Source organism: Nocardiopsis sp. EMB25 (assembly GCF_026797795.1).
Lineage (GTDB): Bacteria > Actinomycetota > Actinomycetes > Streptosporangiales > Streptosporangiaceae > Nocardiopsis > Nocardiopsis lucentensis.
In genome coordinates this window covers 6,103,651-6,129,665 of sequence record NZ_JAMTDN010000001.1, presented here as the reverse complement: position 1 = coordinate 6,129,665, position 26,015 = coordinate 6,103,651, and the positions used below count along the sequence as shown (strand labels likewise).

Annotated in this window: 26 protein-coding genes; 17 read left to right on the top strand and 9 right to left on the bottom strand. The window is 71.7% G+C overall.

Annotated features, from left to right (window positions below):
* Window positions 1-152 precede the first annotated feature (152 nt).
* Complete coding sequence (locus tag KIK06_RS27380; RefSeq protein WP_268643059.1) at window positions 153-1,112, bottom strand: IS481 family transposase; 960 nt, start codon at window positions 1,110-1,112, stop codon at window positions 153-155.
* 110 nt (window positions 1,113-1,222) lie between these two features.
* On the bottom strand, window positions 1,223-2,170 hold the full coding sequence (locus KIK06_RS27375) for an HpcH/HpaI aldolase/citrate lyase family protein (protein ID WP_268645633.1): 948 nt from the start codon (window positions 2,168-2,170) through the stop codon (window positions 1,223-1,225).
* A 170-nt stretch (window positions 2,171-2,340) separates the two neighbouring features.
* Between KIK06_RS27375 and KIK06_RS27370 the strand changes: the two genes are divergently transcribed.
* Complete coding sequence (locus KIK06_RS27370; protein ID WP_268645632.1) at window positions 2,341-4,665, top strand: molybdopterin-dependent oxidoreductase; 2,325 nt, start codon at window positions 2,341-2,343, stop codon at window positions 4,663-4,665.
* A gap of 248 nt (window positions 4,666-4,913) precedes the next feature.
* Here KIK06_RS27370 and KIK06_RS27365 read toward each other — a convergent pair whose 3' ends face one another.
* Together KIK06_RS27365 and KIK06_RS27360 are read right to left on the bottom strand one after the other, a co-directional pair.
* Window positions 4,914-5,054, bottom strand: coding sequence for a hypothetical protein (locus KIK06_RS27365; protein ID WP_268645631.1), 141 nt, complete (start codon window positions 5,052-5,054; stop codon window positions 4,914-4,916).
* Between the two features lie 382 nt (window positions 5,055-5,436).
* The gene (locus tag KIK06_RS27360; RefSeq protein ID WP_268645630.1) at window positions 5,437-6,408 is read right to left on the bottom strand and encodes a MerR family transcriptional regulator; all 972 of its coding nucleotides are present in this window, start codon (window positions 6,406-6,408) and stop codon (window positions 5,437-5,439) included.
* A gap of 812 nt (window positions 6,409-7,220) precedes the next feature.
* Here KIK06_RS27360 and KIK06_RS27355 point away from each other — a divergent pair.
* Window positions 7,221-7,604, top strand: a complete 384-nt coding sequence (locus tag KIK06_RS27355; protein WP_268645629.1) for a hypothetical protein — start codon at window positions 7,221-7,223, stop codon at window positions 7,602-7,604.
* Between the two features lie 68 nt (window positions 7,605-7,672).
* Here KIK06_RS27355 and KIK06_RS27350 read toward each other — a convergent pair whose 3' ends face one another.
* The 3 genes from KIK06_RS27350 to KIK06_RS27340 form a co-directional block, all read right to left on the bottom strand.
* Window positions 7,673-9,880 carry a PrsW family glutamic-type intramembrane protease gene (locus tag KIK06_RS27350; protein WP_268645628.1) on the bottom strand — a complete coding sequence of 736 codons (2,208 nt, stop codon included), beginning with the start codon at window positions 9,878-9,880 and terminating at the stop codon, window positions 7,673-7,675.
* A 181-nt stretch (window positions 9,881-10,061) separates the two neighbouring features.
* Complete coding sequence (locus KIK06_RS27345) at window positions 10,062-11,348, bottom strand: methyltransferase family protein (RefSeq protein ID WP_268645627.1); 1,287 nt, start codon at window positions 11,346-11,348, stop codon at window positions 10,062-10,064.
* Window positions 11,345-12,322: a hypothetical protein gene (locus tag KIK06_RS27340; RefSeq protein WP_442789805.1), complete on the bottom strand. Its 978-nt coding sequence runs from the start codon at window positions 12,320-12,322 to the stop codon at window positions 11,345-11,347. Before KIK06_RS27340 ends, KIK06_RS27345 begins: the two co-directional genes overlap by 4 nt.
* A 72-nt stretch (window positions 12,323-12,394) precedes the next feature.
* On the opposite strand from KIK06_RS27340, the gene KIK06_RS27335 reads away from it, so the two are divergent.
* The gene (locus KIK06_RS27335) at window positions 12,395-13,078 is read left to right on the top strand and encodes a TetR/AcrR family transcriptional regulator (protein ID WP_268645625.1); all 684 of its coding nucleotides are present in this window, start codon (window positions 12,395-12,397) and stop codon (window positions 13,076-13,078) included.
* Window positions 13,075-13,560: an NUDIX hydrolase gene (locus KIK06_RS27330; RefSeq protein ID WP_017598624.1), complete on the top strand. Its 486-nt coding sequence runs from the start codon at window positions 13,075-13,077 to the stop codon at window positions 13,558-13,560. Before KIK06_RS27335 ends, KIK06_RS27330 begins: the two co-directional genes overlap by 4 nt.
* 50 nt (window positions 13,561-13,610) lie before the next feature.
* Here the strand turns inward: KIK06_RS27330 and KIK06_RS27325 are convergent, their stop codons facing one another.
* A complete protein-coding gene (locus tag KIK06_RS27325) occupies window positions 13,611-15,107 on the bottom strand; it encodes an NAD(P)H-hydrate dehydratase (RefSeq protein ID WP_268645624.1) in 1,497 nt (498 codons plus the stop codon).
* A gap of 144 nt (window positions 15,108-15,251) precedes the next feature.
* Entirely contained in the window at window positions 15,252-15,887 is a 636-nt protein-coding gene (locus KIK06_RS27320) for a DUF4352 domain-containing protein (RefSeq protein ID WP_268645623.1), read from the bottom strand.
* A 283-nt stretch (window positions 15,888-16,170) separates the two neighbouring features.
* On the opposite strand from KIK06_RS27320, the gene KIK06_RS27315 reads away from it, so the two are divergent.
* From KIK06_RS27315 to KIK06_RS27255, 13 genes are all read left to right on the top strand, one after another.
* Window positions 16,171-16,533 carry a hypothetical protein gene (locus KIK06_RS27315; RefSeq protein WP_268646211.1) on the top strand — a complete coding sequence of 121 codons (363 nt, stop codon included), beginning with the start codon at window positions 16,171-16,173 and terminating at the stop codon, window positions 16,531-16,533.
* Window positions 16,526-16,948, top strand: coding sequence for a hypothetical protein (locus tag KIK06_RS27310; RefSeq protein WP_017598620.1), 423 nt, complete (start codon window positions 16,526-16,528; stop codon window positions 16,946-16,948). The genes KIK06_RS27315 and KIK06_RS27310 overlap by 8 nt, the downstream gene beginning before the upstream one ends.
* A 63-nt stretch (window positions 16,949-17,011) precedes the next feature.
* The gene (locus tag KIK06_RS27305) at window positions 17,012-17,869 is read left to right on the top strand and encodes a sulfurtransferase (RefSeq protein ID WP_268645622.1); all 858 of its coding nucleotides are present in this window, start codon (window positions 17,012-17,014) and stop codon (window positions 17,867-17,869) included.
* A gap of 222 nt (window positions 17,870-18,091) precedes the next feature.
* Window positions 18,092-18,637, top strand: coding sequence for a DUF4178 domain-containing protein (locus KIK06_RS27300; RefSeq protein ID WP_394296853.1), 546 nt, complete (start codon window positions 18,092-18,094; stop codon window positions 18,635-18,637).
* Between the two features lie 7 nt (window positions 18,638-18,644).
* A complete protein-coding gene (locus tag KIK06_RS27295; RefSeq protein ID WP_268645621.1) occupies window positions 18,645-19,157 on the top strand; it encodes a DUF2617 family protein in 513 nt (170 codons plus the stop codon).
* A gap of 13 nt (window positions 19,158-19,170) precedes the next feature.
* The gene (locus tag KIK06_RS27290; protein ID WP_268645620.1) at window positions 19,171-19,500 is read left to right on the top strand and encodes a hypothetical protein; all 330 of its coding nucleotides are present in this window, start codon (window positions 19,171-19,173) and stop codon (window positions 19,498-19,500) included.
* Window positions 19,501-19,740: 240 nt separating this feature from the next.
* Complete coding sequence (locus KIK06_RS27285; protein WP_268645619.1) at window positions 19,741-20,004, top strand: hypothetical protein; 264 nt, start codon at window positions 19,741-19,743, stop codon at window positions 20,002-20,004.
* A gap of 69 nt (window positions 20,005-20,073) precedes the next feature.
* Window positions 20,074-20,502 carry a DUF350 domain-containing protein gene (locus KIK06_RS27280; RefSeq protein WP_017598614.1) on the top strand — a complete coding sequence of 143 codons (429 nt, stop codon included), beginning with the start codon at window positions 20,074-20,076 and terminating at the stop codon, window positions 20,500-20,502.
* Window positions 20,503-20,572: 70 nt separating this feature from the next.
* The gene (locus KIK06_RS27275; protein ID WP_268645618.1) at window positions 20,573-22,138 is read left to right on the top strand and encodes a polyamine aminopropyltransferase; all 1,566 of its coding nucleotides are present in this window, start codon (window positions 20,573-20,575) and stop codon (window positions 22,136-22,138) included.
* Window positions 22,139-22,588: 450 nt separating this feature from the next.
* Window positions 22,589-22,882, top strand: coding sequence for a lactococcin 972 family bacteriocin (locus tag KIK06_RS27270; protein WP_083924183.1), 294 nt, complete (start codon window positions 22,589-22,591; stop codon window positions 22,880-22,882).
* Window positions 22,883-22,898: 16 nt separating this feature from the next.
* A complete protein-coding gene (locus KIK06_RS27265) occupies window positions 22,899-23,201 on the top strand; it encodes a lactococcin 972 family bacteriocin (protein ID WP_083924182.1) in 303 nt (100 codons plus the stop codon).
* A gap of 70 nt (window positions 23,202-23,271) precedes the next feature.
* Entirely contained in the window at window positions 23,272-25,344 is a 2,073-nt protein-coding gene (locus KIK06_RS27260) for a bacteriocin-associated integral membrane family protein (protein WP_268645617.1), read from the top strand.
* A gap of 9 nt (window positions 25,345-25,353) precedes the next feature.
* Entirely contained in the window at window positions 25,354-26,001 is a 648-nt protein-coding gene (locus KIK06_RS27255) for an ABC transporter ATP-binding protein (RefSeq protein WP_268645616.1), read from the top strand.
* The last annotated feature ends 14 nt before the right edge of the window (window positions 26,002-26,015 follow it).

Sequence of the window (26,015 nt, the reverse complement as noted above, 5' to 3'; positions counted from 1 at the left end):
GAGCCCGGTGAGGGTGTGTCTGGAGCCGGAGGGCCCGCGTCGCCGGGCGCCCGGTGGGGGTCAGGCGGTGTTCTCGGGTCCTCCGCTTCGCTTCGGACCGTGTTCGGGCGCCCGAACGACACCCGCTCGGGTGACCGTCCAGGGGACAGGATCTAGGTGTACTGACCTGAGAGGTTAGGAACACGGGAGGCGGGAGGGCCGCCGAGTGCGGTGTGGAACCGGTGGTGATTGTAGTGATGCAACCACTGCCCGAACGCCTCCCGCCGCTCGGCCTCGCTGGTGTAGGGGCGGGCGTAGGCCCACTCCTCGACCAGGATGCGGTTGAACCGCTCGACCTTGCCGTTGGTCTGGGGCCGGTAGGGGCGGGTGCGCTTGTGCTTGATCTTCTGGTCGGCGAGCACATCGCGCCAGGCGTGGGACTTGTAGCAGGCCCCGTTGTCGGTCAGCACCCGCTCCACCGTGATGCCGACCGACGCGAAGTAGGCATGCGCGCGTTCCCAGAAGCTGGTCGCGGTCTCCTTCCTCTCGTCGGCCAGGATCTCGCTGTAGGCCAACCTGGTGTGGTCGTCCACGGCGTTGTGGATGTAGGCGTACCCGACCTTGGAGCGGTGTTTGCGGCCCTGAGCGCGCCCCAGGGTCTTGTGGCCGCCGCCGGTGGGGATGTTGCCGAGTTTCTTGATGTCCACGTGCACCAGCTCGCCGGGCCGGGCCCGTTCGTAGCGGCGCACCGCCCGTCCGGTGGCTCGGTCGGTGTGGGCCAGACGGGCACAGTGGTAGCGGGTCAGGATCCGGTGCACGGTCGAGGCGTGCATGCGAAGGTGTCCGCCGATGCGGGCGGGTCCCCATCGGCGGGTGAGGCGGAGTTTGATGACGCGGCGTTCGCGGCGGGTGGGGGTGCGTCGGGGCGAGTGGTGGGGGCGGCTGGAGGCGTCGTGCATGCCCGCCTGGCCCAGCATCCGGTAGCGGGTGGCCCACCGCCTGGCGGTGGTGGTGCTGACCTGGAAGCGTTCGGCGGCCCGTCGCAGGGGCCAGCCGTCCTCGACGACACAGCGGGCCAGGGCCAGGCGTCCGGTGGGTGTGAGTTTGGCGTTGGTGTGGGTAGCGTGGGGCATCGAGGGCCTTCTGGTGCTTGGTGTAGACGTCGCAATCCACACCGTTACCGAAGGCCCTCTTGTCGTGTGTCAGCCGGGGTGGGTGTTACCAACCTCCGTGGTCAATACATCTAGGCCCCGGGAGTGAAGGAGCGGGTGCGACGGAGTCCGGCGGCCCTTCCCTTGCCCGCCACGACGAGCGCCATCTTGCGGGAGGCCTCGTCGAGCATCTCGTCGCCGAGCATGACGGCGCCCCGGCGGTCGACCGTCGTGGCGTGGGCGTAGGCGTCCAGGATGAGTTCGGCGTGGTCGTAGTCCTCCTGGGTCGGGGCGTAGACCTCGTTGGCGGCCTCGACCTGGAGGGGATGCAGGACCCACTTTCCGTCGAACCCGAGCGCCGCGGTGCGGGCCGCCGAGCGCCGGAAGGCGTCCACGTCGCGGACCTGGAGGTAGGGGCCGTCGACGGCCTGGAGCCCGTGGGCGCGCGCGGCGGTGAGGATGCGCATGAGCACGTAGTGGTAGGCGTCACCGGTGTCGTACCCGGGTGGCTGTTCGCCGACGACCAGGCTCTTCATGTTGAGCGAGGCCATGAAGTCGGCGGGCCCGTAGACGAGGGACTCCAGGCGGGGAGACGCGGCGGCGATCGCGTCGACCTCCGTCAGGCCGCGCGCGTCCTCGATCTGGGCCTCGATGCCGATCCGGCCGACCTCCAGTCCGGCGGCGCGTTCGATCTGGGTGAGGAGGGTGTCGAGCCAGTGCACGTCGCGCGGGGAGGTGACCTTGGGCAGCACGAGGCAGTCCAGTGCGGCCCCGGCGCCCTCCACGACGGTGATGACGTCCCGGTAGGCCCACTCGGTCGACACGTCGTTGACGCGCACCGAGCGCAGCTTCCCGTCCCACCCGCCGTCGTTGAGCGCCCGGACGACGTTCTCGCGCGCGGCCGCCTTCTCCAGCGGCGCCACAGCGTCCTCCAGGTCCAGGAAGAACGCGTCGACGTCCAGTCCCCGCGCCTTCTCCACGAACCGGGGGTTGGACCCCGGCACCGCGAGTACCGACCGCCGCGACCTGAGTTCGCCCATCGCCGTTCCCGCTCCGCTCACCCGTTCGTCCGTGCCGCCACCGACGTCACGCCGTGTGGCGTCGCCCCGCCCTGTGCCGGGGCGCGGGGCTCATCATCGCACCGTGCGGTGCGTAGGGTGTGGTCCGGGGGCCCGACGCGCCCCGGAGAGCACGAAGACCGGGAGTGACCATGTCCGCCACGCGCCACCCGACCAGCGCCCACTGGGGCAGCTACCAGGTCGTCGTCGACGACGGCCGCGTGGTGGGGGTGCGCCCGGACCCGGACGACCCGGCGCCGTCCCCGGTGATGGGCAACACGCCCGAGGCTCAGCACCACGCGTCGCGCGTGGCGCGTCCGGCGGTGCGCCGCCGGTGGCTCGACCACGGTCCGGGACCGGACCCGCGCCGGGGCGACCCGGAGGACGAGTACGTCGAGGTGGGGTGGGACACCGCCCTGGACCTGCTGGCGCGCGAGCTGGACCGGGTGCGCGCCGAGCACGGCAACGCCGCGATCTACGGCGGCTCCTACGGCTGGGGCAGCGCGGGCCGCGTCCACCACGCGCAGAGCCAGCTGCACCGGTTCCTCAACACGATCGGCGGGTACACGCGCTCGCGAACGACCTACAGCCACGGGGCCGTGGAGGTGCTCATGCCCCGGCTGCTGGGCACTCCGGCGGCCAACCGTCTGCTGCACCGCGCCCCCGCGTGGACCCAGATCCGCAGACACACGGAGCTGCTGGTGACCTTCGGCGGTCTGCGGGTGTCCAACACGTGGACGTCGTCCGGTGGCCGTGCCGCCCAGACCGCCGGTCCCGCGATGCGCGGGGCCGCCGACGCGGGCGTGGAGTTCGTGTCGGTGTCTCCGCTGGCCGACGACACCGACAAGGGCGTTCGGGCCGAGTGGGTGCCGGTCGCCCCGGGCACCGACACCGCGGTGCTGCTCGCCCTCATGCACGTCCTGTTCGACGAGGGGCTGGCCGACACCGGCTTCCTCGACCGGTACACGGTGGGCGCCGACCGGCTGCGCGCCTACGTCATGGGCGAGCGCGACGGGCGCGGGCGGCCCGGCGGGACGGCGCGCACCCCCGAGTGGGCGGAGGCGATCAGCGGGGTCCCGGCCGAGCGTCTGAGGGGTCTGGCACGGCGGATGGCCGCGCGGCGGACGCTGGTCAACGTGGGCTGGTCGGTGCAGCGCGCCCGGTACGGCGAACAGCCGCTGTGGGCGGGGCTGGCGCTGGCCTGCTGCCTGGGGCAGGTGGGTCTGCCCGGCGGCGGGTTCGCGTCCGGGTACGGCTCCATGGGCAGCTACGGGGGCGGGGCGACGCCACTGGGGCTGCCGCGCCTGCCGCAGGGCGACAACCCGGTGGACTCGTTCATCCCGGTGGCGCGGGTCGCGGACATGCTGCTGCACCCGGGCGGCGCCTACCGGTACGACGGGGCCGAACGGCGCTACCCGCACGTGCGGCTCGTGTACTGGGCGGGCGGCAACCCCTTCCACCACCACCAGGACCTCACGCGGCTGAGCCGGGCGTTCGGCCGGGCGGAGACCGTGGTGGTGCACGAGACGCACTGGACGGCGACGGCGCGCCACGCCGACATCGTGATCCCGGCGACGACCGTCCTGGAGCGCGACGACCTGACCGCGAGCCAGGGCGACCTGACCGTCAGGGCGATGCCGCGCGCGGTGCCGCCGCACGGTGAGGCGCGCGACGAGTACGACACCTACGCCGACCTGGCCGAGCGGCTGGGTGTGCGTGAGGAGTTCACCGAGGGCCGGACGAGCGGGGAGTGGCTGCGGCACATCTACGGGCGCTGGCGGTCGATGGCGGCCCGCCGGGGGCTGGAGGTGCCCGACTTCGACGCGTTCTGGGCGCGGGGACGGGTGGAGATCCCGGGCCGGGTGGAGGACGAGGCGCTGCTCGGTGAGTTCCGCGAGGATCCGGAGGGGCGGCCGCTGCGGACGCCGAGCGGGCGGATCGAGCTGTACTCGGAGACGATCGCGTCCTTCGGGTACGAGGACTGCCCCGGGCACCCGGTGTGGCTGCCGGGCCCGGCGGTGGAGAAGGACGCCACACGGCCGCTCGTGCTGCTCGCCAACCAGCCGAGCGGGCGGCTGCACAGCCAGCAGGACATGGGGGCGCACAGCCGGTCGCAGAAGGTCCGGGACCGCGCGCCGCTGCGGATGCACCCGGACGACGCCCGGGCCGCCGGGGTCGCCGACGGAGACGTGGTGCGGGTGGTCGGCGCGCGCGGGTCGTGCCTGGCCGGACTGGTGGTGAGCGACGCGCTCCGGCCGGGGGTGGCGCAGCTGTCGACGGGCGCGTGGTTCGACCCGTCGGCGGACGGGGCGACCTGCGCGCACGGCAACCCGAACGCGCTGACCGAGGACGTGGGGACGTCGTCGCTGTCCCAGGCGTGCACGGGGCAGCTGACCCGGGTGCGGGTGGAGCCGTTCACGGACCCGCTGCCGCCGGTGCGGGCCTTCGATCCGCCGCGGGGCGTCACCCCGGCCTGACCTCGCACGCTCCGGTTCAGCCGGGCCGTGAGGGCTCGGCGATTCGTTGCGCGGCCCTTGGTCCACAGGTCGGGACTCCGGCCTGGCACACAGCGGAGCGGCGCGGTTTCCTTGATATAGGGGGACGCTCACGTCGCCAGTTCCGGCATGCCCGGCCCCGCCCGCGAGAACCTCAGGAGTGCGGGCGGAACCGGACCGCGCGCGGCGTCACGTCGACAGAGTCACCATGGGGCCGGGCATCGTGCCGCCTACCGGAGGGCCGGCATGACCTCCTTGACGAACGGTTCGAGGGACTTTCGCCTCTCCTCGTGCGGCAGGCCGTTGTCCGTCCGGAGGCCGTACTCGTCGCGGCGCGTCCGCTCGATGAGTTCGTCCGGAGTCCCGAGCATCGCGGTCCTGCTCAAGGACGCCGGCTCGAACTCCGGATGCCCCTCGAGCTTCGGCTCCGGGCTCGGTTCGAGGAAGCCGTTCTCGGGGGTCTGCTTGTTCCCGAACCAGGCGTCGAAGGTGCGGCATCAGCGCTGGATCGCCTCAGCCGCCGGGCACGCCACCGACGAAACCCCCTGGTGACAAACCTGCTGGCGACCGTGAGCCACGATCCACCGGGCAGGCCCTGAGGAACCGCAGCGGCGGTGGCCCAACCGCCGACCTCACCGTGTGCGGGCGAGCCGACATGACCGCGAACCGGGTGCCGGACCGGCCGTCTCGTCCTCACCCGCGGCAGCGAGGGGTGCCGTTCCGGCCAGGGCGGCACCCCCTCGATCGCCTCGGTCACGCATCGCGATGACCGCGGCACCACCGGGCCACCTCGTCGGCGTGGGTGTCCGGCGGAAAGACCGGGTAGAAGACGTGTTCGATCGTGGCGCCGCGCAGCAGCAGGGTCAGGCGTCGGTAGAGCGTTTGGCCGTTGGCCTCGAACGTGGGGAGCCCGAGCTGGTCCGCGAGCGTGAGTCGAGGGTCGGAGAGCATCGGGTAGGGCAGGTGCAGGCGATCCACGAGCGCCTGCTGGTAGTCGGCCCGGTCCGAGGACAGGGCAATCACACGTTCGACGCCTTGCGCCCTCAACACGTCGAGGTTGTCGCGGAAGCCGCAGGCTTCCTGGCTGCATCCCCGGGCACCGGGAATCTCGTTCCAGCCCTCGGGGACGTCGGCGGCCGGGTCTCCGGTGAGCGGGTAGAGGAAGAGCACCCAGCGGTCCGCGGAGACCTCGTCCAGGAGTAGGTCACTGCCGTCGGTGCTGGTGAACGACATGGCGGGGAGCGTGCGGCCGGGCAGGTGGTCAGCGGCGCCGTCGTCGACCGGGGCCGGCAGGTCGGCGGGCAGGGGATCGGCCTTGGGCAGCATGATGTCGGGCTCCTTCGTCGGCTCGGTGGCGGCCGGGATGGGAAATCCTCGCTGGGCCGCCGCGTCACGGCGGCGGATCAACTGGTCCCGGCTGCGGGCCAGCCGGGCGACGAGCAGGTCGAGCGCCTCGATCTTTCGCTGGTAGGCGGCCAGCGACTCCGCGCAGTGGTCGCTCACCTCGTGTCCCGCGCGCAGGCAGGTGAGGAATGGCCTGGTCTCCCTGGGTGTGAGGCCGAGCGCCGCAAGGCTGCGGATCTCCTCCGCCAGCCGGACGTCCTCCGCGCTGTAGTCGCGGTAGCCATTGGCCGCGCGGTCGGGCCTGAGCAGACCGCACTCCTCGTAGTAGCGCAACGCCTTGATCGTCACGCCAGCGGCCGCAGCCGCCTCACCTGCACGCATGCGCACCTCCTCGTCGTCCAAACGTTAAACCCGGACGTCGGGGGACGGGTCAAGTGCGGACCGCCGTTCCCTCCGCACCATCCGGGCGGTCCGGCTGGAAACGGAGGACTCGTTGGCCACTGCGGGGCGGGCCCGTCGAGGCGACGGGCGACACCCCGGCCGCCACGGGCCTCGACCGCGATGAGGGCGGCACCTCGCTCCTTCGTCCACCGAAGAATCGTGTCGGCGCCGAGCCCGAGGGCACCGACACATCCCCCGCACGCCAAAAGTGCAATCTAATTTTATATTGACACATTTTTCCCAATTCAGATTTCATGTGCTGATCTTTTGTTATTTTGCGTGACCCCATGAGGAATTTTCAACCTCGAGTGGCACGTCCCCCTGCGCAAACCGAAGATGCGCGATTCCAACTGATAGACTGCCCGAGTCCTCTAAAATTGTGGAATCGGCAACATCGACTGAGGGTACAAAATATCCCGCCAGGCGCAGAGGATCATCACGAGCCAAGTCGAGGAGAATGGGATCTCCTGGAGAAGGAACGGGAGGGGCATGCCGCAGAATTCTCCACACACCGCCCAAGGCAAGAGCTACCACTGGCACGGAACACTAGCGCCAGCGGACGACGGTGACAGAACCCAATGTGAAGATATTCTGATATTTCGAGTCAATGTTGCAGGAAATTCTGGCGATGGCACCATCGCTTGGTCCGCTGGCGTCCGGGCCGAACAGTGAACCAGAAGCGAAGCGCAGACGCCGTCAGGAAGTGGGCGGAGGATATCCTCCGCCAACTCGGGAGTCCTCGCACATCCAGGTTGACCGTCACGGAACTGGAAAATGTCAATGCTTTTATCATTGAAAGCGGACTCGAACCCGGCTCCACCCTTCGTCTGGGTTCCGACAGTGCTTCCTGGGGAGGCGGTGAGCCGGGCGTGCTGGTCGGCCTCTCCCTTGACCCCGGGGGATCAGGGTCCATGGTGAGACTTCCGAACTCCCTGCCGGACGCCGAATCGATCAGGATGCTCGCGGACCAGCTTCAGGAGGAGGTTCTGGAAAGCACCCACGGCGATCCGGTGCCCACCTGCCCGGGACACCCCCATCCCGCCAAACCCGATGTGGTGGACGGTGTTCCTTCCTGGGTGTGCCCGAGGGACGGCCGCGACATCCGCCCGATCATCGCGTCGGAGTCTGTTGCATGACGGCGTGGCCTCACGTCAGTGAGGTCACCAGGACGGGACCGCACGCTCGAAGTCGGCGTCGCCGCGCGTCACCGCACCAGCAGCCGGTCCACCCGCCTCGGCAGCGCCATCCCGGCCAGGCCGACCAGGGCGTACCCCACCTGCCCTGGTGCCAGCATCCCCAGCACGACCCCCGTGTTGGCGCCGGGCGCGCGCAGGAACGCGCCCATCCTCGGGTGAACGTAGGGCACCCCGTTGCCCGACACCAGCAGCGTCACCACCGCGACCAGCGACAGCGCCGCCCACACGGTCCCGCCCGCGTCGAGACCGCCCAGCCACGTCTGCGCCCGGTCCAGCGCCAGCAGCGCGTACGCCGCCCCGTCGGTCCCGTCCCCCGCCTCCGGGGTCCCGGAGAACAGCGACACCCCCGCCACCACGGGCGACGCCGCGAACAGCGCGCCCGCCGCGCGGGCACCGGTCACACCGCCGGTCGCGGACAACCCGAGCCGGGCGGCCAGTTCCCGGACACCTCGCGTCAGCTCCTCCTGGTCGGGGTACCGACGCCAGGCCCGCCCCTCGGATCTGGCCTCCCCCATCGCGTTCGCGCGGCGCCACCGCAGGAACCGCCAGGTGTCGCACAGCGCCGTCGGCCCGCGCCGGGCGGCGGTGGCGGACACGGCCAGTTCGTGCGCGATCGACGACACCGTCGTGGCGAGGGTGACCGGCAGGTCCACCCACGAGAGCGCGATGCGCCGGAACAGCGGCGCGATGTCGGCCGGGACCCGGACCCGCATCGCGATCGACCTCCCCCACGCCCGGCGCCGCAGCCGGGGCAGGGGCGGCTGGCCGGGCAGGGCGGGGGTGCTCTCGGCCGCGGTGCCGATCATCCGGTAGTCCATGGCGACGGCGCACGCCAGCGCGAGGAGGAGCAGCCACGGGGTGAGGACCCCGCCGCCGAGCAGGCCGTGGACGACGTCCGTGGCCGGGTGCAAAGCGGCCCCGGCGAGCACCGCGTTGAGGTTGAGGTGGTCCAGGAGGGCGACCGCCAGTGCCACGGGAGGCAGCAGCCAGAGCCACCCGCCGTACCGGCGCCCGACGACCGCCAGTCCGAGGACGGCCCCGACCAGACCAGTGGTCACGGCGTGCCCGGCGAAGACCGCGAGGACGGTCCCGTCCGGCGCGGTGACCGTGGTGCTTCCGGGCAGCAGGACCCCGTCGTCGGCGGAGACGTCGGCGGCGCCGAGGGCGACCTCGGTGAGCAGGCGTTCGGCCAGTTGGAAACCCGCTCCGGAGGCGGCGGCCAGCAGCAGGAGGTCGACCGCGGCCAGGCGGCGGGCGCGGCGCCGCGCGACCAACGCGAACAGCAGCAGCGGGACGAGCTTGCCGAGCTCCTCGACGGGCACCGCGACGTAGGCGTAGCCGACCACGCCGTAGGGCTCGGCCCCCAGGAGCCGGAGGAGGGCGGCCTCGGCGGCGGCGATCGGCCAGAGCAGGGCCGCGCCGACGGCGGCCATCCGCAGCAGGTCGGCGAAGGAGACCGTGCGGGAGCGGGCGAGCCAGGACAGCTGGAAGAGCAGGAGGAAGGCGGCGACCAGGGTCGGGATCGCGGCGTCCAGTCCGGGGACGGCCAGGGGCGCGGCGAGCAGCACGACGAGCACGGCCCACCCCCAGGCGCCCCGCAGGGCGCGCAGGGCGCGGACGGTGCGCGGTGAGCGCTCTCGGGCCCTCGCGAACCCGCGTGCGACGCGTTCGGCCAGGTCGGGCCCGGGCACGCGGGGAGCCTTGGTGTGCCTGGCGCCGGGGGCGACGCAGCCGTAGAGCTGGGCGGCGCGGGTGAGCTGGACACCGCCGTCGGCTCTGGCTCGGGCGGCGAAGGCGGTGCGGGCCTGGGGGATGTCGGCGCCCACGAGTTCGCGGACGAAGTCGGCGGGGCCCGCGGCGACGGTGAGTTCGTCGGCCGCGACCAGGACGGCGGCGGAGAAGTCCTCGACACAGACGAGGAAGTCGGTGGGGTGGGGTCCCCAACCGCGGATGAGGTCGATGAGGGTGTCGGTGTCGAGGGGGACCTCGGTGACGGCGTCGTAGGAGAACTCGGCCCGGGTGCGGCAGACCAGGAGCCGGGACACCCCCATGGCGCGGCCCGCGGAGACGATCGCGCGGATGAGGTTGCGGTCGCGGGGCACCACGAACGGGGTCGTCACCTTGCCTCCGGCCCTGATCCAGTGGGGATCGAGCTCGGTGGCTCCGGCACAGACGCGCAGAACGAGGTCGCGCGCGAGCATGGCCTGTTCTTCCATGGGTGTCCTCGTGCCGTACCAGGGGGCGGTCCGGACCTCCCGCGCCGTGGAGGCGGGGCGGCCCGGACCGAGCATAACGGCGCGGTGCGTGGGGCGCGTCACGCGGCCTCTCACCCTCGGGGACCGCTACGCGACGCCCCGTGCACCGGCCCGGCCCGCTCAGCGCGCCGTTCCGAACGGCTCAGGCCGGGGCGGGCAGTTCGGATCCGCCCCGATCGGCACGCGGGGCGCGGGCCGGGTGCGGTCCGGCCCCGAAGGCGTCGCCGCACAGTTGGACGAGGTGCCGCACCCCGGGAAGGTCGATCGCCCACCCGGTGAGCGCCCAGCCGAGGTTGAGGTGCTCCAACGCCCTGGCCAACGCGGAGACCCCGCTCCAGCGCAACCCGTCCGGGGTCTCATAGGTGAGGCGGTACAGCACGTCGGGGTGCTCGGCGGCGGGGCGGATGTCGAGGGCGATCGGTGACCGGACGGTGAACCAGCGGGCGAGGGTCAGGCACAGCGCGCAGTTCGCGTCGACGTGGAGCACGCCCCTGGTCCTGCCCGGCCATGGCCGCCACCGGGGCAGCCAGGGCCGCACCCGTGACCGGTAGGCGGTCCAGTCCGCTCCGAAGCGCTCGCGCAGCTGGGCGCCCTCGTGCCAGGCGGCCACACCGACGGAGTAGACCGCCGCCGACACCGCCAGGAGCAGGACGAGGGGTTCGCGCAGCAGGACGGCGAGGAGGAGGTGGACGACGACCAGCGACGTCTGCATGGGGTTGCGCACGAAGGCGTAGGGGCCGCTGGTGACCAGACGTTCCGGGGGGTCGTACGGGAGCGGGGTCCCTCCGCCCACCCGGGCGAACTCCCGCGCGGCGGCGAGGCCGGGCAGCCCCGCCAGGAGGAGGAGTTGGGCGCCCGCGAGGGCCTCCGGGCCGGACGGGACCTCCGGCCCCAGCACGAGGATCGGCAGAGCCACCATGAGCCCGCCCGCCAGGGTGGCCTGGGTCCACACGCGGGCGTGGACGAGCTGGCCGTTCCGGGTCCAGTAGGCGAGCAGGAGCGCCGGGATGAGGGTCACGGTGGCGCCGGTCAGCTCCCCGGCCAGCCAGAAGGTGCCCAGGTCGATGACCGGGTCGGCCAACGGCATGAGGATCACGTCGATCCAGACCAGCAGGCCGGCCAGGAGCGGGACCGGCAGGAGGCGCAGCAGCAGCGCGGGGAGCGCGCCCCACAGCACCACCCAGGCGAGCAGGAGGTCGAGGGGGATGCCGCGCCACTCGGCCCCGTCGGTGTGGAAGGTCCACCAGCCCGTGTGCGGGGCGTACAGGTTGAGCGGGACGAGGGTGAGCAGGGACCAGGCGCTGGCCACGATCACCGCGGCGGTCTCGCGCCGGCGGGGGGCGCGCCACAGGCACAGCCCGGTGAACAGCAGCAGGGGGACGAACAGGCCGAGGCCCCGGACGAGCCCGGCGTGGAGTTCTGGGCTCATCGGCCTCCCTCCGTCGCGGAGGCCGCGAAGGTGTCGGCGAGGTAGGTGGCGGCCAGGTCGGTCGCGTAGGACTGGAGCGGCCCGAAGTACCACGAGGGCTCGTAGGTGCGTTCGAAGTCGATCGCCCAGGACAGCCGGGTCCCGTCGCCCTCCGCCGTCCACACGGCCTCGGCCCGGCGCATGTCCATCCACCGGGCGAACGCGGTGTCCTCGGTCACCTCGAAGACGACGCGTCCGCCGTCGGACCGCACGTCGCTCTCGACGACCACCAGCTCCATGTGCTGGTCGACCCACTCGGCGCCGATCCCCAGCGACCGCGCCCGGGTGAAGGTGACGGTCCTGGTGTCGCCGACCGCCAACCCCGCACCCTCCGCCCCGACCGGCTCGGGGAAGGGGACCGCGCGTAGGAGGAGGGCGTCCGGGGAGCCGTAGTCGGGCGGTGCGGCGAGGGCCGCGGCGACCGCGTCGGGGGCCGCGGCGACCAAAACCTCCCCCTCGCCCCGGTCGTCGGCGGGCAGGAGGCCGACCCCGCCCACGCCCTCCAGCGTCAGGCCGAAGAGCAGCGGTACGGCGAACAGGGCGTGTCGGGCCGCGGGGCCGTCCCGTCGGATCGCCACGCACACCCAGGCGACGAGCGCGGCGACTCCGTAGATCAGCGGCGCGGCGATGACCAGGCACACCAGGCCCTCGCCGAGCAGCGGACCGGACAGTGCCAGGAGGACGGTGGTGACCGCCATCGCGACGCCGACGGCTGTGCGCGGCCGGGCGGTGCACACGACCAGCAGGGCGATGACGGCGGGAAGGCCGACGTAGAACAGCGCGGTCTGGTCCAGGCGCCCCCAGTGACTGACCCGCAGGAGGAGCAGCAGGGCGAAGAGCGCCAGGAGGAGCAGCGCCAACCGGGCGCGTGCGGGGGACGGGGGGCGGTGGGGTTCCTCGGGCACGGAAGGCTCGCTCTCCCTTGATTCGGCCATATGGTTAAACCACTCGTTTTAATCACTCGATTAAACCGTATGATGAATCCATCGCGAATCGCAAGGAGGGTCATGGCCAAGGGCGGCGGTGGACGCAGGACGAGCGAGGAGACCAAGGAGCGACTCCTGGTCGCGGCCGGTGCGGTCCTGCGCGAGGAGGGGTACGCGGGGGCGTCGGCGCGGGCGATCGCGGCGCGTGCGGAGGCCAACTCGGCGTTGGTCTTCTACCACTTCGGCGGGGTCGACCAACTGCTGCTCGCCGCGCTGGACCGGTCGAGCGCCGAGCGGTTGGCCATGTACCGGGAACTGACCGCCCCCGCGCGCACCCTGGAGGAACTCGTGGCGGCGGCGACCCGGATCTACCGCACCGACCTGGAACGCGGCTACATCACCGAGTTCTCCGAGCTGGTGGCGGCCGCCGTCACCAAACCGGAGCTGCGCGGGGAGATCAAGGAACGCGCCGAGCCCTGGATCGCCTTCATCGAGCAGGAGTGGGAGCGGGTGCTCGGGGGGTCGCCGCTGGCCAGGCTGGTGCCCGCCCGGGAGGTGGCCTACGGGGCGATCACCTTCTACCTCGGGGTGAACCTGTTCTCGGTCCTGGACGAGGACCACTCCCGCACGGAGGCGGTGTTCGACCTGGCCGCCCAGCTGGCCCCGCGCGCCAAGCTGCTCACGCTCCGGCTGCCCCGGCGCGGCGCGCGCAGCGGCGACGTAGGCTTGCCGGTCGACGGCGAGGTCACCGAGGAGGACGCGTGAACGATATCGAGGTGGCGCCGGGGATCGAGTTCCCGGACACGTCCGACGGACGGACCTGGGTCGCGGGCGCGGTGATCGCCGACCCCTCGGGCCGGGTCTTCGCCCAGCGCCGCTCCCCCACCCGCAAGGTGTTCCCGCACTGCTGGGACATCGTCGGCGGCCACGTCGAACCGGGCGAGACCATGCTGGAAGGGCTGGCCCGCGAGGTCGAGGAGGAGACCGGCTGGCGCCTGACCGGGGTGCTCGCCGAACTGTTCTCCCTCGACTGGGACCCCGGCGACGGCGTCACCCGCCGCGAGATCGACTACCTGGTCCGGGTGGAGGGCGACCTGTCCGCGCCACGGCTGGAGCCCGGCAAGCACACCGAGTTCCTGTGGGTGGACGACTCCACCGTCCACGTGCTGCGCGACGAGCGCGACCCCGGCGACTACTTCATCACCGACATCGTGCGGCGCGGTCTCGACACGGCCCGGAGGGGCTGACCCTCCCCGGGCTCGAACCGGTCCGCCGGGCCCGCGACCGGCGCGCCGTGTCAGGCGCCCCGCCTCGCCTCCGCGGTGGCGAGCGGCAGGCCGTCCAGCAGGTCCGAGGCGCTGACCGGCGCCCCGCCCCGGGCCAGGACGGCCGCGCGCCCGTGCAGGTACGCACCGCACATCGCGGCCTCGTAGGCGGGCAGCCCGCCGGCCAGCAGCGCACCGATCGCCCCGGCCAGCACGTCGCCGGAACCGGCCGTGGCCAACAGGGGGGTCCCCGTCGGGTTGGCCAGCACGGGGAGGCCGGGCTGTGCGACGAGGGTGGTCGACCCCTTGAGCAGGACCGTGCAGTCGTACTCCTCGGCGGCCCGCCGTACGTGCTCCAGGCGGCGCGCCTCGATGTCGGCCCGCTCGCTGCCGGGCAGGAGGCGGGCGAGCTCACCGGCGTGCGGGGTCAGGATCGTGTGGGCGGAGCGCTCGCGCAGAGTCCGCGCCAGCGGCGTCCCGCCGTCGCCGCTGAGCAGGGTCAGCGCGTCGGCGTCGATCAGCAGGGGGCAGTCGCTCTCCAGGACCGCGTGCAGCTCGTCGGCGTTGGCCGGGTGCGTGCCCCGGCCGGGGCCGATGACGACGGCGGCGGCGCGCCCGGGGTCGAGGCGGGTGCTGGACCGGGGGTCGAGGTCGACGGCGACCGCCTCCGGCCAATGCCCGAGCACCTGGGCGACAGCAGCGCTCGCGCCCCCGTACCGCACCATCCCCACCCCCGTGCGCAGAGCCCCGCCCACGGTCAGGACGGCGGCGCCCCGGTAGTGCTCGGAGCCCGCGCGAACGGCGAGCAGCCCCCGGCGGTACTTGTCGGACTCCGCTCCCGGCCTCGGCAGGAGAGCGGCGACGTCCCCGAGTCCCGGTTGGACCAGCTCGGGTCCGCCCAGTTCGGGAACGAGGCCGATGTCGACCAGGTGTACCCGCCCGGCCCGGTCGGCGCCCGGGTCGACGCACAGCCCCGGTTTGAGGGTGCCGAAGGTGACGGTGACGTCGGCGCGCACCGCGTGGCCGGGCACCTCTCCGGTGTCGGCGTCCACCCCGCTGGGCAGGTCGACGGCGACGACGGGGGCGGGGGCGTTCTCGGCGAGCACGGCCAGCGTCACGTACGGTTCGCGCAGCCCGCCGCGTCCGCCGATCCCCAACAGCCCGTCGACGACGAGGTCGGCGTCGAACAGTTCCTCCCCGTCACCCGGTTCGCTCTCGAAGCCGCGCACCCTGCCGCCCGCCGCACGCAGGGCCGCCAGTCCGCCCTCGTGGGCGCGCGGCCCGGCGAGCAGAGCGCGCACGGCCGCTCCGCGCGCTGCCAGGGCCGCGCCCGCGTAGAGCGCGTCGCCCCCGTTGTCCCCGGTGCCGACCAGCAGCACCACACGCGCCCCGTACACGCGGGGCAGCATCCGGGCGCACTCCGCGGCGAGTCCGGCCGCGGCGCGGCGCATGAGCGCACCCTCGGGAAGGCGGGCCATGAGTGCGCGCTCGGCCTCGCGGACGGCGCTGACGGGGTGTGCGGACCGCACGGGGGTCACCTCCTGGTGTGGATCACCCTCCGGGCACGGTTCCCCGAGGAGGGTCGGATCGTCCCCATCGTGCCGCACGGGGGACCCGGTGCGCCGCCTCCGCCACACCGTGGCCCCTCCCCGGCCGGAGCCCGGCGCACGGGGTCACTCGACGTCGGCGATGATCGATTCCCCTCCCATCCCGTACAACTCGCTGAACTCCACCTGGGCGATGGTGACCTCGCCCTCCGCGGCGAGCTGCCCCGAGGCCCTGTTTCCGGGCCGCACCGTCACCATGCCGAAGGAGTCGATGTCGGCGGTGTAGTTGTCCATCGCGCTCACGGTCAGGCCGTCGTCCAGGACCAGGGTGAAGTAGACGGGGTTGACGTCGATCGACTCGTCGGAGTTGTTGACGATCTCGACGTCCACCACCGTGTAGACGGTGTCGTCCAGGAGGTCGCCCGCGGTGCCCGCGTTCGTGGCCGTCATGACGACGTCGCCGTCACCCTCCTCCGTGCCCTCCGTCTCTCCCGTGCCCGGTTCCGCGGAGCCCTCGGTGTCGGTCTCCACCGTGTCCTGGCCTTGTTCCTGGGTGGGCTGCTGGGTGGTGGAGGCCGTGGTGTCTGCGCCGTCACCGGTGACGGCGTTCACGATCGCGATGAGGAGCACCACGATGATGACGAACGCGAGAATGAAGCCGGAGCTGAGGGCGATCCTGCCTCCGATGGACATGCCCCGCTTGGCCGGTCGGCCGGACGGGGGGTCGTACTGGGGGTTGGGCGGGTACTCGGGATAGGACATGGGAGCGCTCCGGTGTGGGGGCTTGGGGCGTGAACAGGCGGCGGAGCGGGTGTGCCGCGCTGGGCCGCGCACCCTGGGGAGAATGGTGCCGACAAGGACGATATCCAACACGGCGTCAGAGCGTCACCACCCGGCTCCCCGGGCCCGCACCCGCCGCCTCGGCGGCCCTCCGTCGGTTCCGGGGGCCGGTCCGATGCGGTCGCGGGCGAGTACTACGCTGTGTCGTTGACGGCGGTCCGCTGACATGGGCGGACGCCAGGAAGCGAGCGTGAGCGGAGGCGCCGTGGTCGACTGGCTGACCATGACGATTCAGATGGCGTCGCTGGCGATGGCCGGCTGGTGCCTCGTCTCGACCTTCCGCGACCGACCCATGATGGTCCCGCACCTGGTCGGTATGGGCGCCCTGTGGCTCCTGGTGATCGGTCAGGCCGTCGTCTCGGCCGTGGCGATGGTCGGCGGTGAGCGCCCCGCCGAGACGGCGATGTTCGTGTCCTACCTGGCCACCGTGGTGCTCCTGCCGCCCGCGTGCGCCGTGTGGGGCTTCATGGAGCGCAGCAAGTGGGGCCCGGCCGTCATCGCCTTCGCCTGCCTGGTGCTCCCGGTGCTCCTGGTCCGCCTCGAACAGCTCTGGACCCCCGTTGTCTGACACCGCCGCGTCCTCCGACAGAACCCTGCGCACCGGACCCGGGCGGCTCCTGGTCGCGGTGTACTCCGTGTTCGCCCTGGCCGCCACCGCGCGCGGTTCCTACCAACTGGCCACGAGGTTCGACGAGGCCCCGCTGGCGTACGGCCTGTCGGTAGCCGCCGGGGCGGTCTACCTGGTCGCCGCCGTCTGCCTGGCCCGGGCCGACCGCACCTCCCGCACGGTCGCGCTGGTCTCGTGCGGCGTCGAGCTGGCCGGTGTGCTCTTCGTCGGCGCGCTCAGCGTGTTCGTCCCGGGTCTGCTGCCCGACGACACCGTGTGGTCGCGGTTCGGCTCCGGCTACGGGTTCGTCCCCCTGGTCCTGCCCGTCCTGGGCCTGTGGTGGATCCTGCGCGTGCACCGCATGGACCGCCGCTGACCCGGTCGGGATTCCCGCGAGGCGCCCGTGTGTGGCGACCCGCCACGATCTAGGCTGGCGGCCATGTCCGAACCCTTGACCCTCCCCGTGGCCGTGTCCGCCGACTGGCTCAGCGACCACCGCGACGACGTGGTCGTCGTCGACTCCCGCTGGTACCTCGACGGCCGCTCCGGGCACGAGGCCTACCTCTCCGGCCACCTGCCCGGCGCCGTGTTCACCGACGTCGACACCGACCTGGCCGCTCCGGCCAGCCCCGAGGGCGGGCGCCATCCGCTGCCCTCCCCGACCGACTTCGCCGCCGCGCTCGGCCGTCTGGGCGTCGGCGACGACGACGCCGTCGTGGTCTACGACGACGCGAACGGTTCCGTCGCCGCCCGCCTCGTGTGGATGCTGCGCGTGCTCGGCACGCCCGCCGCCTTCCTCGACGGCGGTCTGCCGACCTGGAAGGGCGACCTGGAGACGGGTCACGTGACTCCCGAACCCGCCCGCCGCACCGCGCGCGCCTGGCCCGCCGACCGCGTGGTGCACACGCCCACGCTCCTCGCCCAGACCGACGACCCCGCGCACCTGATCCTGGACGCCCGCGTGTACGGCCGCTACACCGGCGAGGCGCCCGCCCCCGTCGACGCCCGTCCCGGCCACGTCCCCGGCGCGCGGAGCGCCGAGTGGCCCGCCAACCTGGACGACGACGGCTTCCTGGCCGCTCCCGGGGCCCTGCGCGAACGCTTCGCCGGGCTCGGGGCGGACTCCGCCGCCACCGTGACCGCCTACTGCGGCTCCGGCGTGACCGCCTGCCACGACCTCCTGGCGCTGGAGCACGCCGGGTACACGCGCACGCGGCTCTACCCCGGTTCGTGGAGCCGCTGGGGCGCCGACGACGGTCTGCCGGTCGAGACCGGCGACCCCCACCGCCCCGGGTAGTCTGCGCCCACGTCCCGAGGCCGTCCGCGCGGTTTTCCGCCGGACGGCCTCCTTGCCTGGCCGTTTTCGGCCAGGACGAAACCGTGCGGCCGTCGGACGCGTCAGAGGAAGGACGCCCGCGGGCGCCGTTGGCACCAGCTCCGCCCCACAGCCAAGCGAGGAACCGTGACCACCGCACTCCTACTGCTGCTCCTCGTGATCATCGGCATCCTGATCGCTGTCGTGATCACGTCGAACCGCTCACGCAAGAAGGAATCGACGATGAAGTCCCCGCAGCCCACGCCCCGGGACCCGTTCGCCAACGAGGGCGACACCACCGGCGACCCCCGAACACTCAAGGCGGGCGACATGCTCGACTTCGGGCACGAGCGCACCTGGATCCGCGGCTCCCTGCGCCTGTCCGAGGGCGGTTTCACCTGGTCCGAGCACTTCCTGGAGGTCGACGGCGGCAAGCGCTGGCTCTCCGTGGAGGAGGACCCCGACCTGGAGCTGGTCCTGTGGACCGGCCGCCCCGACACCGAGCTGACCCCGCACGCCAAGACCCTGGAGTTCGAGGGCGTCACCTACCGGCTGGAGGAGAGGGGCACCGGCTCCTACCGTTCCGAGGGCACCACCGGCCTGCGGGCCCAGGGCGGCCTGGACTACGCCGACTACGAGTCCGCCGACGGCCGACTGCTGTCCTTCGAGCGGTTCGACCACGGCGGTTGGGAGGCCGCCACCGGCCAGAAGATCCTCCCCGGCAGCTTCACGATCTACCCCGGGAGCTGATCGGCACGTGCGCGCGAGCATCAGCACGCCCTTCGTCGACACCCGGGCCGACGACCTGGTGTGGACCCTGAACCACCCCGTGGTCGAACCCCTGGCCGCCCGCACCGTCGAGCGGCCGGGGCTGCGCGTGCAACTGCGGGTCCTCGGCGCGTCGCACCAGGTCGTCGTGGAGCGGGAGCCCGGGAACGGGACCGACCCCCTCATCGAGACGGTCGCCTGCCTGCCGGGCTTCACCGGCGGGCTGCCCGGTGACGCCGTCCTGCCCTCCTGGGGGCTCGGCGACTACCGCTTCGCGTCGACCGTCGAGACGCTCGCGGACGACGACCTCTCCCGCCGGATCGGCCGCCTCCGCGACGAGGTGGCCGATTCCCCCGGCGGCCTGTACGTCACCTTTCCCGGCGACCCCCTCGCCGTGACCGCGCTGCACCTGAACCCTCAGGCCCCCCTCGGCTGGCGGACCTGGCACGCCTATCCCCAGAGCGGCGAACTGGTCTCGACGACGGCGACCATCACCCCCTGACCGAGGAGCCACCATGCCCCCCACCACCGTCCGGACCCCGACCGCGAGACTCGGCGTGGTCGTCGGATCGGCCCTGCTCGCTCTGTTGCTGACCTCCTGTGGAGGCGGTGGGGACGACGACTGCCGTCGCGCCGGTAGCACCCCCAGCCCGACGAACGCCCCCGGCGGCGCCTACGGGTCCGGTCCCAACGCCACACCCACGGACGATGACGACGACTGCGACGGCGGCCGCAGCGGCGGAGGGGGCGGTTTCTTCTTCTTTTTCGGCGGTGGCGGAGGCGGCTCCAACAGCAGCGGCAGCGGCGGCGACCACCGCGGCGGGGGCAGCGGCTCCGGTAAGTAGGGGCGGTACCCTGCGGTGTCGGGGGGCGAGCGCCCCCCGACACGTGTGTCCGCCCCGCCTGGTCCTGACCACCTCGACCGGGCCGACGGCCCCCTCCCGGTGCCGCCGGGTCCCCCTGCCCCCGGGGAGCGTCCGGCCGCGCCGAGCGGTCCGGCGCCATCGATTCCATATGTCCAACGACGCGGCGAGCCGGATTCCGGGCCCGTCCGCGACCATCCCCCACCGTGAGGAGATCCCTTCATGGACGACGAAGGAAAGAACAGGACACTGCTGACGGTGGTCCTCATCGTCCTTGCCGTCATCGTGATCCTGGTGCTGATCGCGTCCTGTGACAACGGCTCGACCAACTACTGCCCGGACGACGACTACGTCTCGGACCCGACCTACGACGATGACGACTGCGAGAACGGCTACAACAGCTCCGGCGGCGGAGGCGGTCTCTTCATCTTCAACAGCGGCGGCGGCAGCAGCTACCGCGGTGGCGGCTCCGGCTTCGGCAAGTAGCATTCAGGCACGTCACGGCATGCACCACGACATCACGACCCCCTTCCCCCAACCTCGCAGGCAAGGACCATGAACGACCTTCTCTTCAACTCCCTGTCCGCCCTCGCCTACGGCGGCGTGGGTATCGCCGTCCTCATCGTCGGCTACCTGGTGGTCGACCTCCTCACCCCGGGCAAGCTGCACAAGCTCATCTGGGAGGACCGCAACACCAACGCGGTGCTCCTGGTGTCGGCCAACACGCTGGGGACGGCCATCGTCGTGCTCTCCGCGATCCTCAGCAGCGAGTCCGAGGTGAGTGTGGCCGCAGGCCTCCTGTCCACCGCGGTCTACGGCGCGATCGGCCTGGCCGTCATGGCGGTGTCCTTCCTCCTGATCGACCTCATCACCCCGGTCAAGATCGCCCGGATGATCAGCAGCCCCGAGCCGCACCCGGCCACGTGGGTGAGTGCCACGGCGCACGTGGCCATCGCCCTGGTGGTCGCGGCGGCCCTCACCTGAGGGACGGGAACCACCGCACCGGCCGGCCCGAGACCACGGTCGGCCCCTCTCCACAGTTAGGCGTGCTCCGTTGACCGAGACCACCGACCGACCGGCCTCCAGACTCCCGGTTCCGCCCCGTGTGGCGCGGTTCCTCGTACTGACGGCGGTGTTCGTGTGCGCCGCGTGCGGTCTGGTGTACGAGCTCGCGCTGGTGGCGATCGGCAGTTACCTGCTGGGCGACACCATCACCCAGGCCTCCGTGGTGCTGTCGGTGATGGTGTTCGCCATGGGGGTCGGCTCACTGCTGTCCAAACGGTTCCAGGGCAACCCCGCGCTGTCCTTCGCGGTCGTCGAGGGCCTGCTGTCACTGGTCGGCGGGTTGTCGGTGCTCCTGTTGTACGGGGCCTTCGCCTGGTTCTCCGCCTACCAGCCCGCGCTGGTGGTGCTCGCGTTCGTCATCGGCGCGCTCATCGGAGTGGAGATCCCCCTGCTGATGACGCTGATCCAGCGCATCCGTCGGCAGGACGCCTCCGACGCGGTCGCCGACCTGTTCGCCGCGGACTACGTCGGCGGCCTCATCGGCGGCCTCGCGTTCCCGTTCGTGCTGCTCCCCCTCCTGGGGCTGCCCAAGGGCTCGGTCATGGTCGGCGCGCTCAACGCCGTGGTGGGTGTGGCCGTCGTCCTGTGGCTGTTCCGCGCCCAGCTGGGCCGACGCGCCTACGCGGGGCTGACCGCGGGGCTGGTCGTCGTCCTGGGCGTACTCGGGCTGGCCTTCGCCTACGCGGACCAGTTCGAGATCGACGCGCGCCAGGCGCTGTACCGCGACCCGATCGTGTACGCCGAGCGCTCCGAGTACCAGGAGATCGTGCTCACCCGGTCGGTGGACGGCGAGGACGTACGGATGTTCCTCAACGGGTCGCTCCAGTTCTCCACCCTGGACGAGTACCGCTACCACGAGTCGCTGATCCACCCGGTGATGGACGGCCCCCGCGAGGACGTCCTCGTCCTGGGCGGCGGCGACGGCCTGGCCCTGCGGGAGATCCTGGCCTACGACGACGTCTCCTCGGTGACCTTGGTCGACCTCGATCCGGCGGTCGTGGAACTGGCGTCGACCGACCCGGTGATCCGCGAGGTCAACGAGGACTCGTTCGAGGATCCGCGGGTGGAGGTCGTGCACACCGACGCCTTCCGTTGGCTCCAGGAGAACGGACGGGAGTTCGACGCCGTGGTCGCCGACCTTCCGGACGGGGACGACGTGGGCACCTCGAAGCTGTATTCGGTGGAGTTCTACGCGTTGGTCGCCGAGGCCATGGCCGAGGACGGGCGCCTCGTCGTCCAGGCGGGCTCCCCGTTCTTCGCCCCGGAGGCGTTCTGGAGCGTGAGCCACACCCTGGAGGAGGCCGGTTTGGCCTCGACCCCGTACAACGTGGACGTGCCCTCGTTCGGGAACTGGGGGTTCTACCTGGCCACGGAGGAGGCGGCGCCGACTCCGACCCTGCCCGGGGACGCGCCGCCCCTGCGCTTCCTCGACGAGGACCTGCTCGCCGCGTCCCTGGTGTTCCCGATGGACCGACGCGACCCCGGGGTGGAGGAGTCCACCCTGATGCACCCCCGCGTGATCGACTACCAGCGGGGCGCCTGGCGCGGGTACTGACCGGGCTCGGGGCGAGGGTTCCGAGCGCTCCGGAACCCGTGCCGGGGTTCCGGAGCCGCACACGCTGACACCGCGCAGCCTGGGAACTCGGGCCGGTGGGCGGCCACGCGGTGGATCTGGGTGAGGCGGACGTCACCATACTGGACACGGACCGGCGATCCGACGGCCGCGCCACGCCGCTCCGCGTATCGCCCGGGAGAACCCTTACCCAGCCTTACCCACCCCTTTCCGACGGCACATCACGCACGGCACGCGAGTGGCCACATGCGGCCATGGGTACCACGGGCACGAGAAACGCCAGGTGGGAAGGCACATTCCACGGGCGGATCCGAATTTCTCCACGTTACAGTCAATTGCCCTGACTGGTTGGCAACTGTTAGATTTTCACGCAGTGAGCAAGCGAGAATTTGACTCACATCCTTACCCCCCTTTTTTCCGGCAAGGATCCCCATGAAAATCAATTTCAGACGCACAACCGTGACAGTGCTATTGACCAGTGGTCTCGCGCTGGGTGCGGCAGGAATCGCAGCTGCCGATGTCGATTACGTTGGCGGTGGAACTTGGTACCACGGAATCACCGAAACCCGCGTGTACTCGAATTATTACCACGGTTCCGTTTGCCACGGGTCCACCGCAGTGGGCACAACGGTGGTCAGGGACTCGGCACCAGCAGGCGGCACATCACGCGCGAGCGCACCCAGAGCATGGACGAACAACCAGTCCTACTACCGGACCTCATGCTAACCTAAGGAGCTTATTCATGAACGCTTTCAAACGTATCTCCATCGCTGCGCTCATCGCCTCTGGTATCACCGTGGGCACTGCTGGAGTGGCTGCGGCCGTCGTCGAATACGTCGGCGGCGGCACCTGGTCACACGGCTCGCAAGGAGTGGCCGGCGCCGGCGTCACGTGGTCGAACTACCATCACGGCTCCGTGTGTCACGGATCTACGGCCGTGGGTGCGTACACGGTCCGCGACTCAGCACCCGCGGGGGAATGGTCCAGGGCTGCGGCGCCGAAGGCGCTCGGCAACAACCAGACGTACTGGCGCACGAGCTGCTGACCACCGAACTCGACGCGGCCCGCCAGCATCCTGCCCCGGCGGGCCGCCCCTCCCGTGACAGGACCAGCAGGTGCCCAACCGCATCCTCTCCTTCGCCTACAGCGCGTGCCTGGCCTTCGCCGCCGTCATCGCCTTCCTCCTCGCAACCACCGCGGAGCAGACCATCTACGTCCTGGAGGACTCGGAACTGGTCTGGATCAGTGAGAACGACGGCACGCACGACAACGCCGAGGTCGCGGCCAGCGTCCAACGGATCGCCGACGACCACGGCGCGGCGATCGCCTACGTGATCCCCGACGTCGAGGAACCGTCGACGCTGGTGCACATGTACCTGGCAGTGTCCGACCCCGATTCGCGCTACGCCGACTGGTTGGACTCGGGGTACCCCTCGTTCAGCCGCGCCATGACGGTCCAGACCCACCCCATCGACGCGTTCGGCGACGTTGGCCCCAACGGCCACTACCTCGTCCTCGGCGCGCCCCAGGCCGAACCCGCCCTGCGGGAAGCGCTGGCCGAACACGGGCTGCGTGAGGCAACCGGCACGACGGTCACCCAGCTGTGGCACTACTTCACCGGGGGCCGACTGTTCAACCTGGTGGCTGTCGCGCTCCTGGGGACCGTGACCGCCGTCGGCGCCGGGGTCCTGCTCGGCTCTCGCGAGTACGCCGTCCGGCGGCTCCAGGGCCACTCCTACCTGCGTGTTCTCCGGACCGACCTGGGCCGGGTCGGTCGACTGTGCGCGATCGCGCTCCCCATTGCGACTGCGGCGACCCTGGGGTTCCTCGGCGTCTACAACGGCTGGAACCAACTGGGCTTCTACACGCCGTTGGCCCTGGTGTTCCTGGGGCTGCTGATCGTGCCGTGCCTGCTCGTGCACGCGGGGACACTCGGGTTGGTGCACGCCACCGGGATCCTCCCGGCGCTCAAGGGCCGCCTGCCGGTGCGCAGCACCACGGTCGCGATCTACCTGGTGCGCGTGCCCGTGCTGGCGCTGTCCCTGGTCATCGTCAGCGCGATCGCCCTGTCCGCCCAGAGTGCCCGGGAGCAGAGCGCCGCCCTAGAGCTGTACGAGGAGTATCCGGATACCTCACGCCCCGCGCTCAGCTCCAACTACGGCTGGGCGGATGCCGACGCGGTCGACGACGCGCTCGGCCCTTGGCTCCGGCGGGTCGACGCCGACGGCGACATGGTCCTGGCAGCGCATCAGAGCCCGTTGGAGTTCGTCCCGCCCGATCCCGCCGGCGTGGCGCCCCCCGCGATCGACCTGCGGATCCTCTTGGTCAACGACACCTATCTCGCCGAACAGGAGGTCCTCGCGCCCTCCGGCGAGCGGTACGGATCGGGCGACGAGGTCCGCGTGATCATCCCGGACTCGGCCGCGGAGCACACCGAGCAGATCGTCGCGTCGACGGAGAACTGGCTCAGTGGGGCGAGCGAGTCCGAACGCGCCCTCGATGTCGAGGTCCTTCCCGCGGCCGACGGCCAGACACTGTTCACCTACGGCATGGAAGGCGGCGGGCGACCGCTGTTCCTGCCGCTGGTGTACGAACCGGTGCTCATCGCCCTACCCAACGGTCAGGTCCTGTCCGACACCAGCTACGTCACTCACATGTCCGCGCGGGAGACCATCTTCCCCGCCCCCGGCGTCGTGGAGGAGTTCCGCGCCAGCAACCCGCAGGCGTCCCGTTACATCTCAATGGTCGAGACGCTCACCACCAGTGCGCTGGTGGCGCACGCCAACACCCTGACCACGCTGCGCACCGAGATGTTCAACCTCGTCGGCGCGACGGCCGTGCTGGTCCTGACCGCCATGGCCGCGTGCGTCATCCATGTGCGCACCCGGGCACAGGAAATCTTCGCCAGGCACATCAGCGGATGGTCGTTCGTCGCCACGCACCGCCGGCTGCTGGCGGTCGAGGGGCTGATCGCGCTGGCCTTCGTGGCGTGGGCGGTGTGGGACACACTGTCTGCCCTGGCCGCGGCCAACGACCCGGGCAACCCCCTTCCCCGGGGGCTGATGACCACCACGGGCACGGAACCGTACTATGCCGCAGCGATCGCCGTGGCCTCCCTCGCGATCACCGTCACGGCGCTGGCGTCCTTCCACCGCCGCATCGTCCTCGAAGGCGCCTCCCAGGCGTAAGGAGTTCCCATGATCAGCACGGCCCGGTTGGCCAAGTCCTTCGGAGACCGCACCCTGTGGAAGGACGTCGACCTGACTGTCGAGACCGGCGAGCTGCTCGCGCTCGTCGGCCCCTCGGGGTCAGGCAAGACCACCCTGCTCAACTGCCTGGGCCTGCTGGAGCGACCCAGCGCGGGAGACGTCATGCACGGGGGCCGAAGCGTCACCCGGCTCGGCGCGGGGGGGCGTCGCCGCTTCCGCCGCGCGCACCTGGGTTACCTGTTCCAGAACTACGCCCTCATCGAGAACGGCACGATCCGGGACAACCTCGACGTGGTCGGGCGGGACCGGGCCTCGCACGCCGAGGCGTTGGAACGGGTCGGTCTCGCCGGTCGCGAGAAGGCCGTGGTGCACCGCCTGTCGGGCGGTGAGCAGCAGCGCGTCGCGCTCGCGCGCCTGATGGTCAAGCGTCCGTCGGTCGTGCTGGCCGACGAACCGACCGGAGCCCTGGACGAGGACAACGGGCGGATGGTGATCGATACGCTTCGAGGCATGGCGCGCGAGGGCTGCGCCGTGGTCGTGGCCACGCACAACGACGCGGTGCGCGACGCCTGCGACGCGGTGTTCGACGTGCACACCCAGCGGCTCAGTGCGGCAGCGGGGAACGGCCGGGGCTGACTCCCACGACGGAC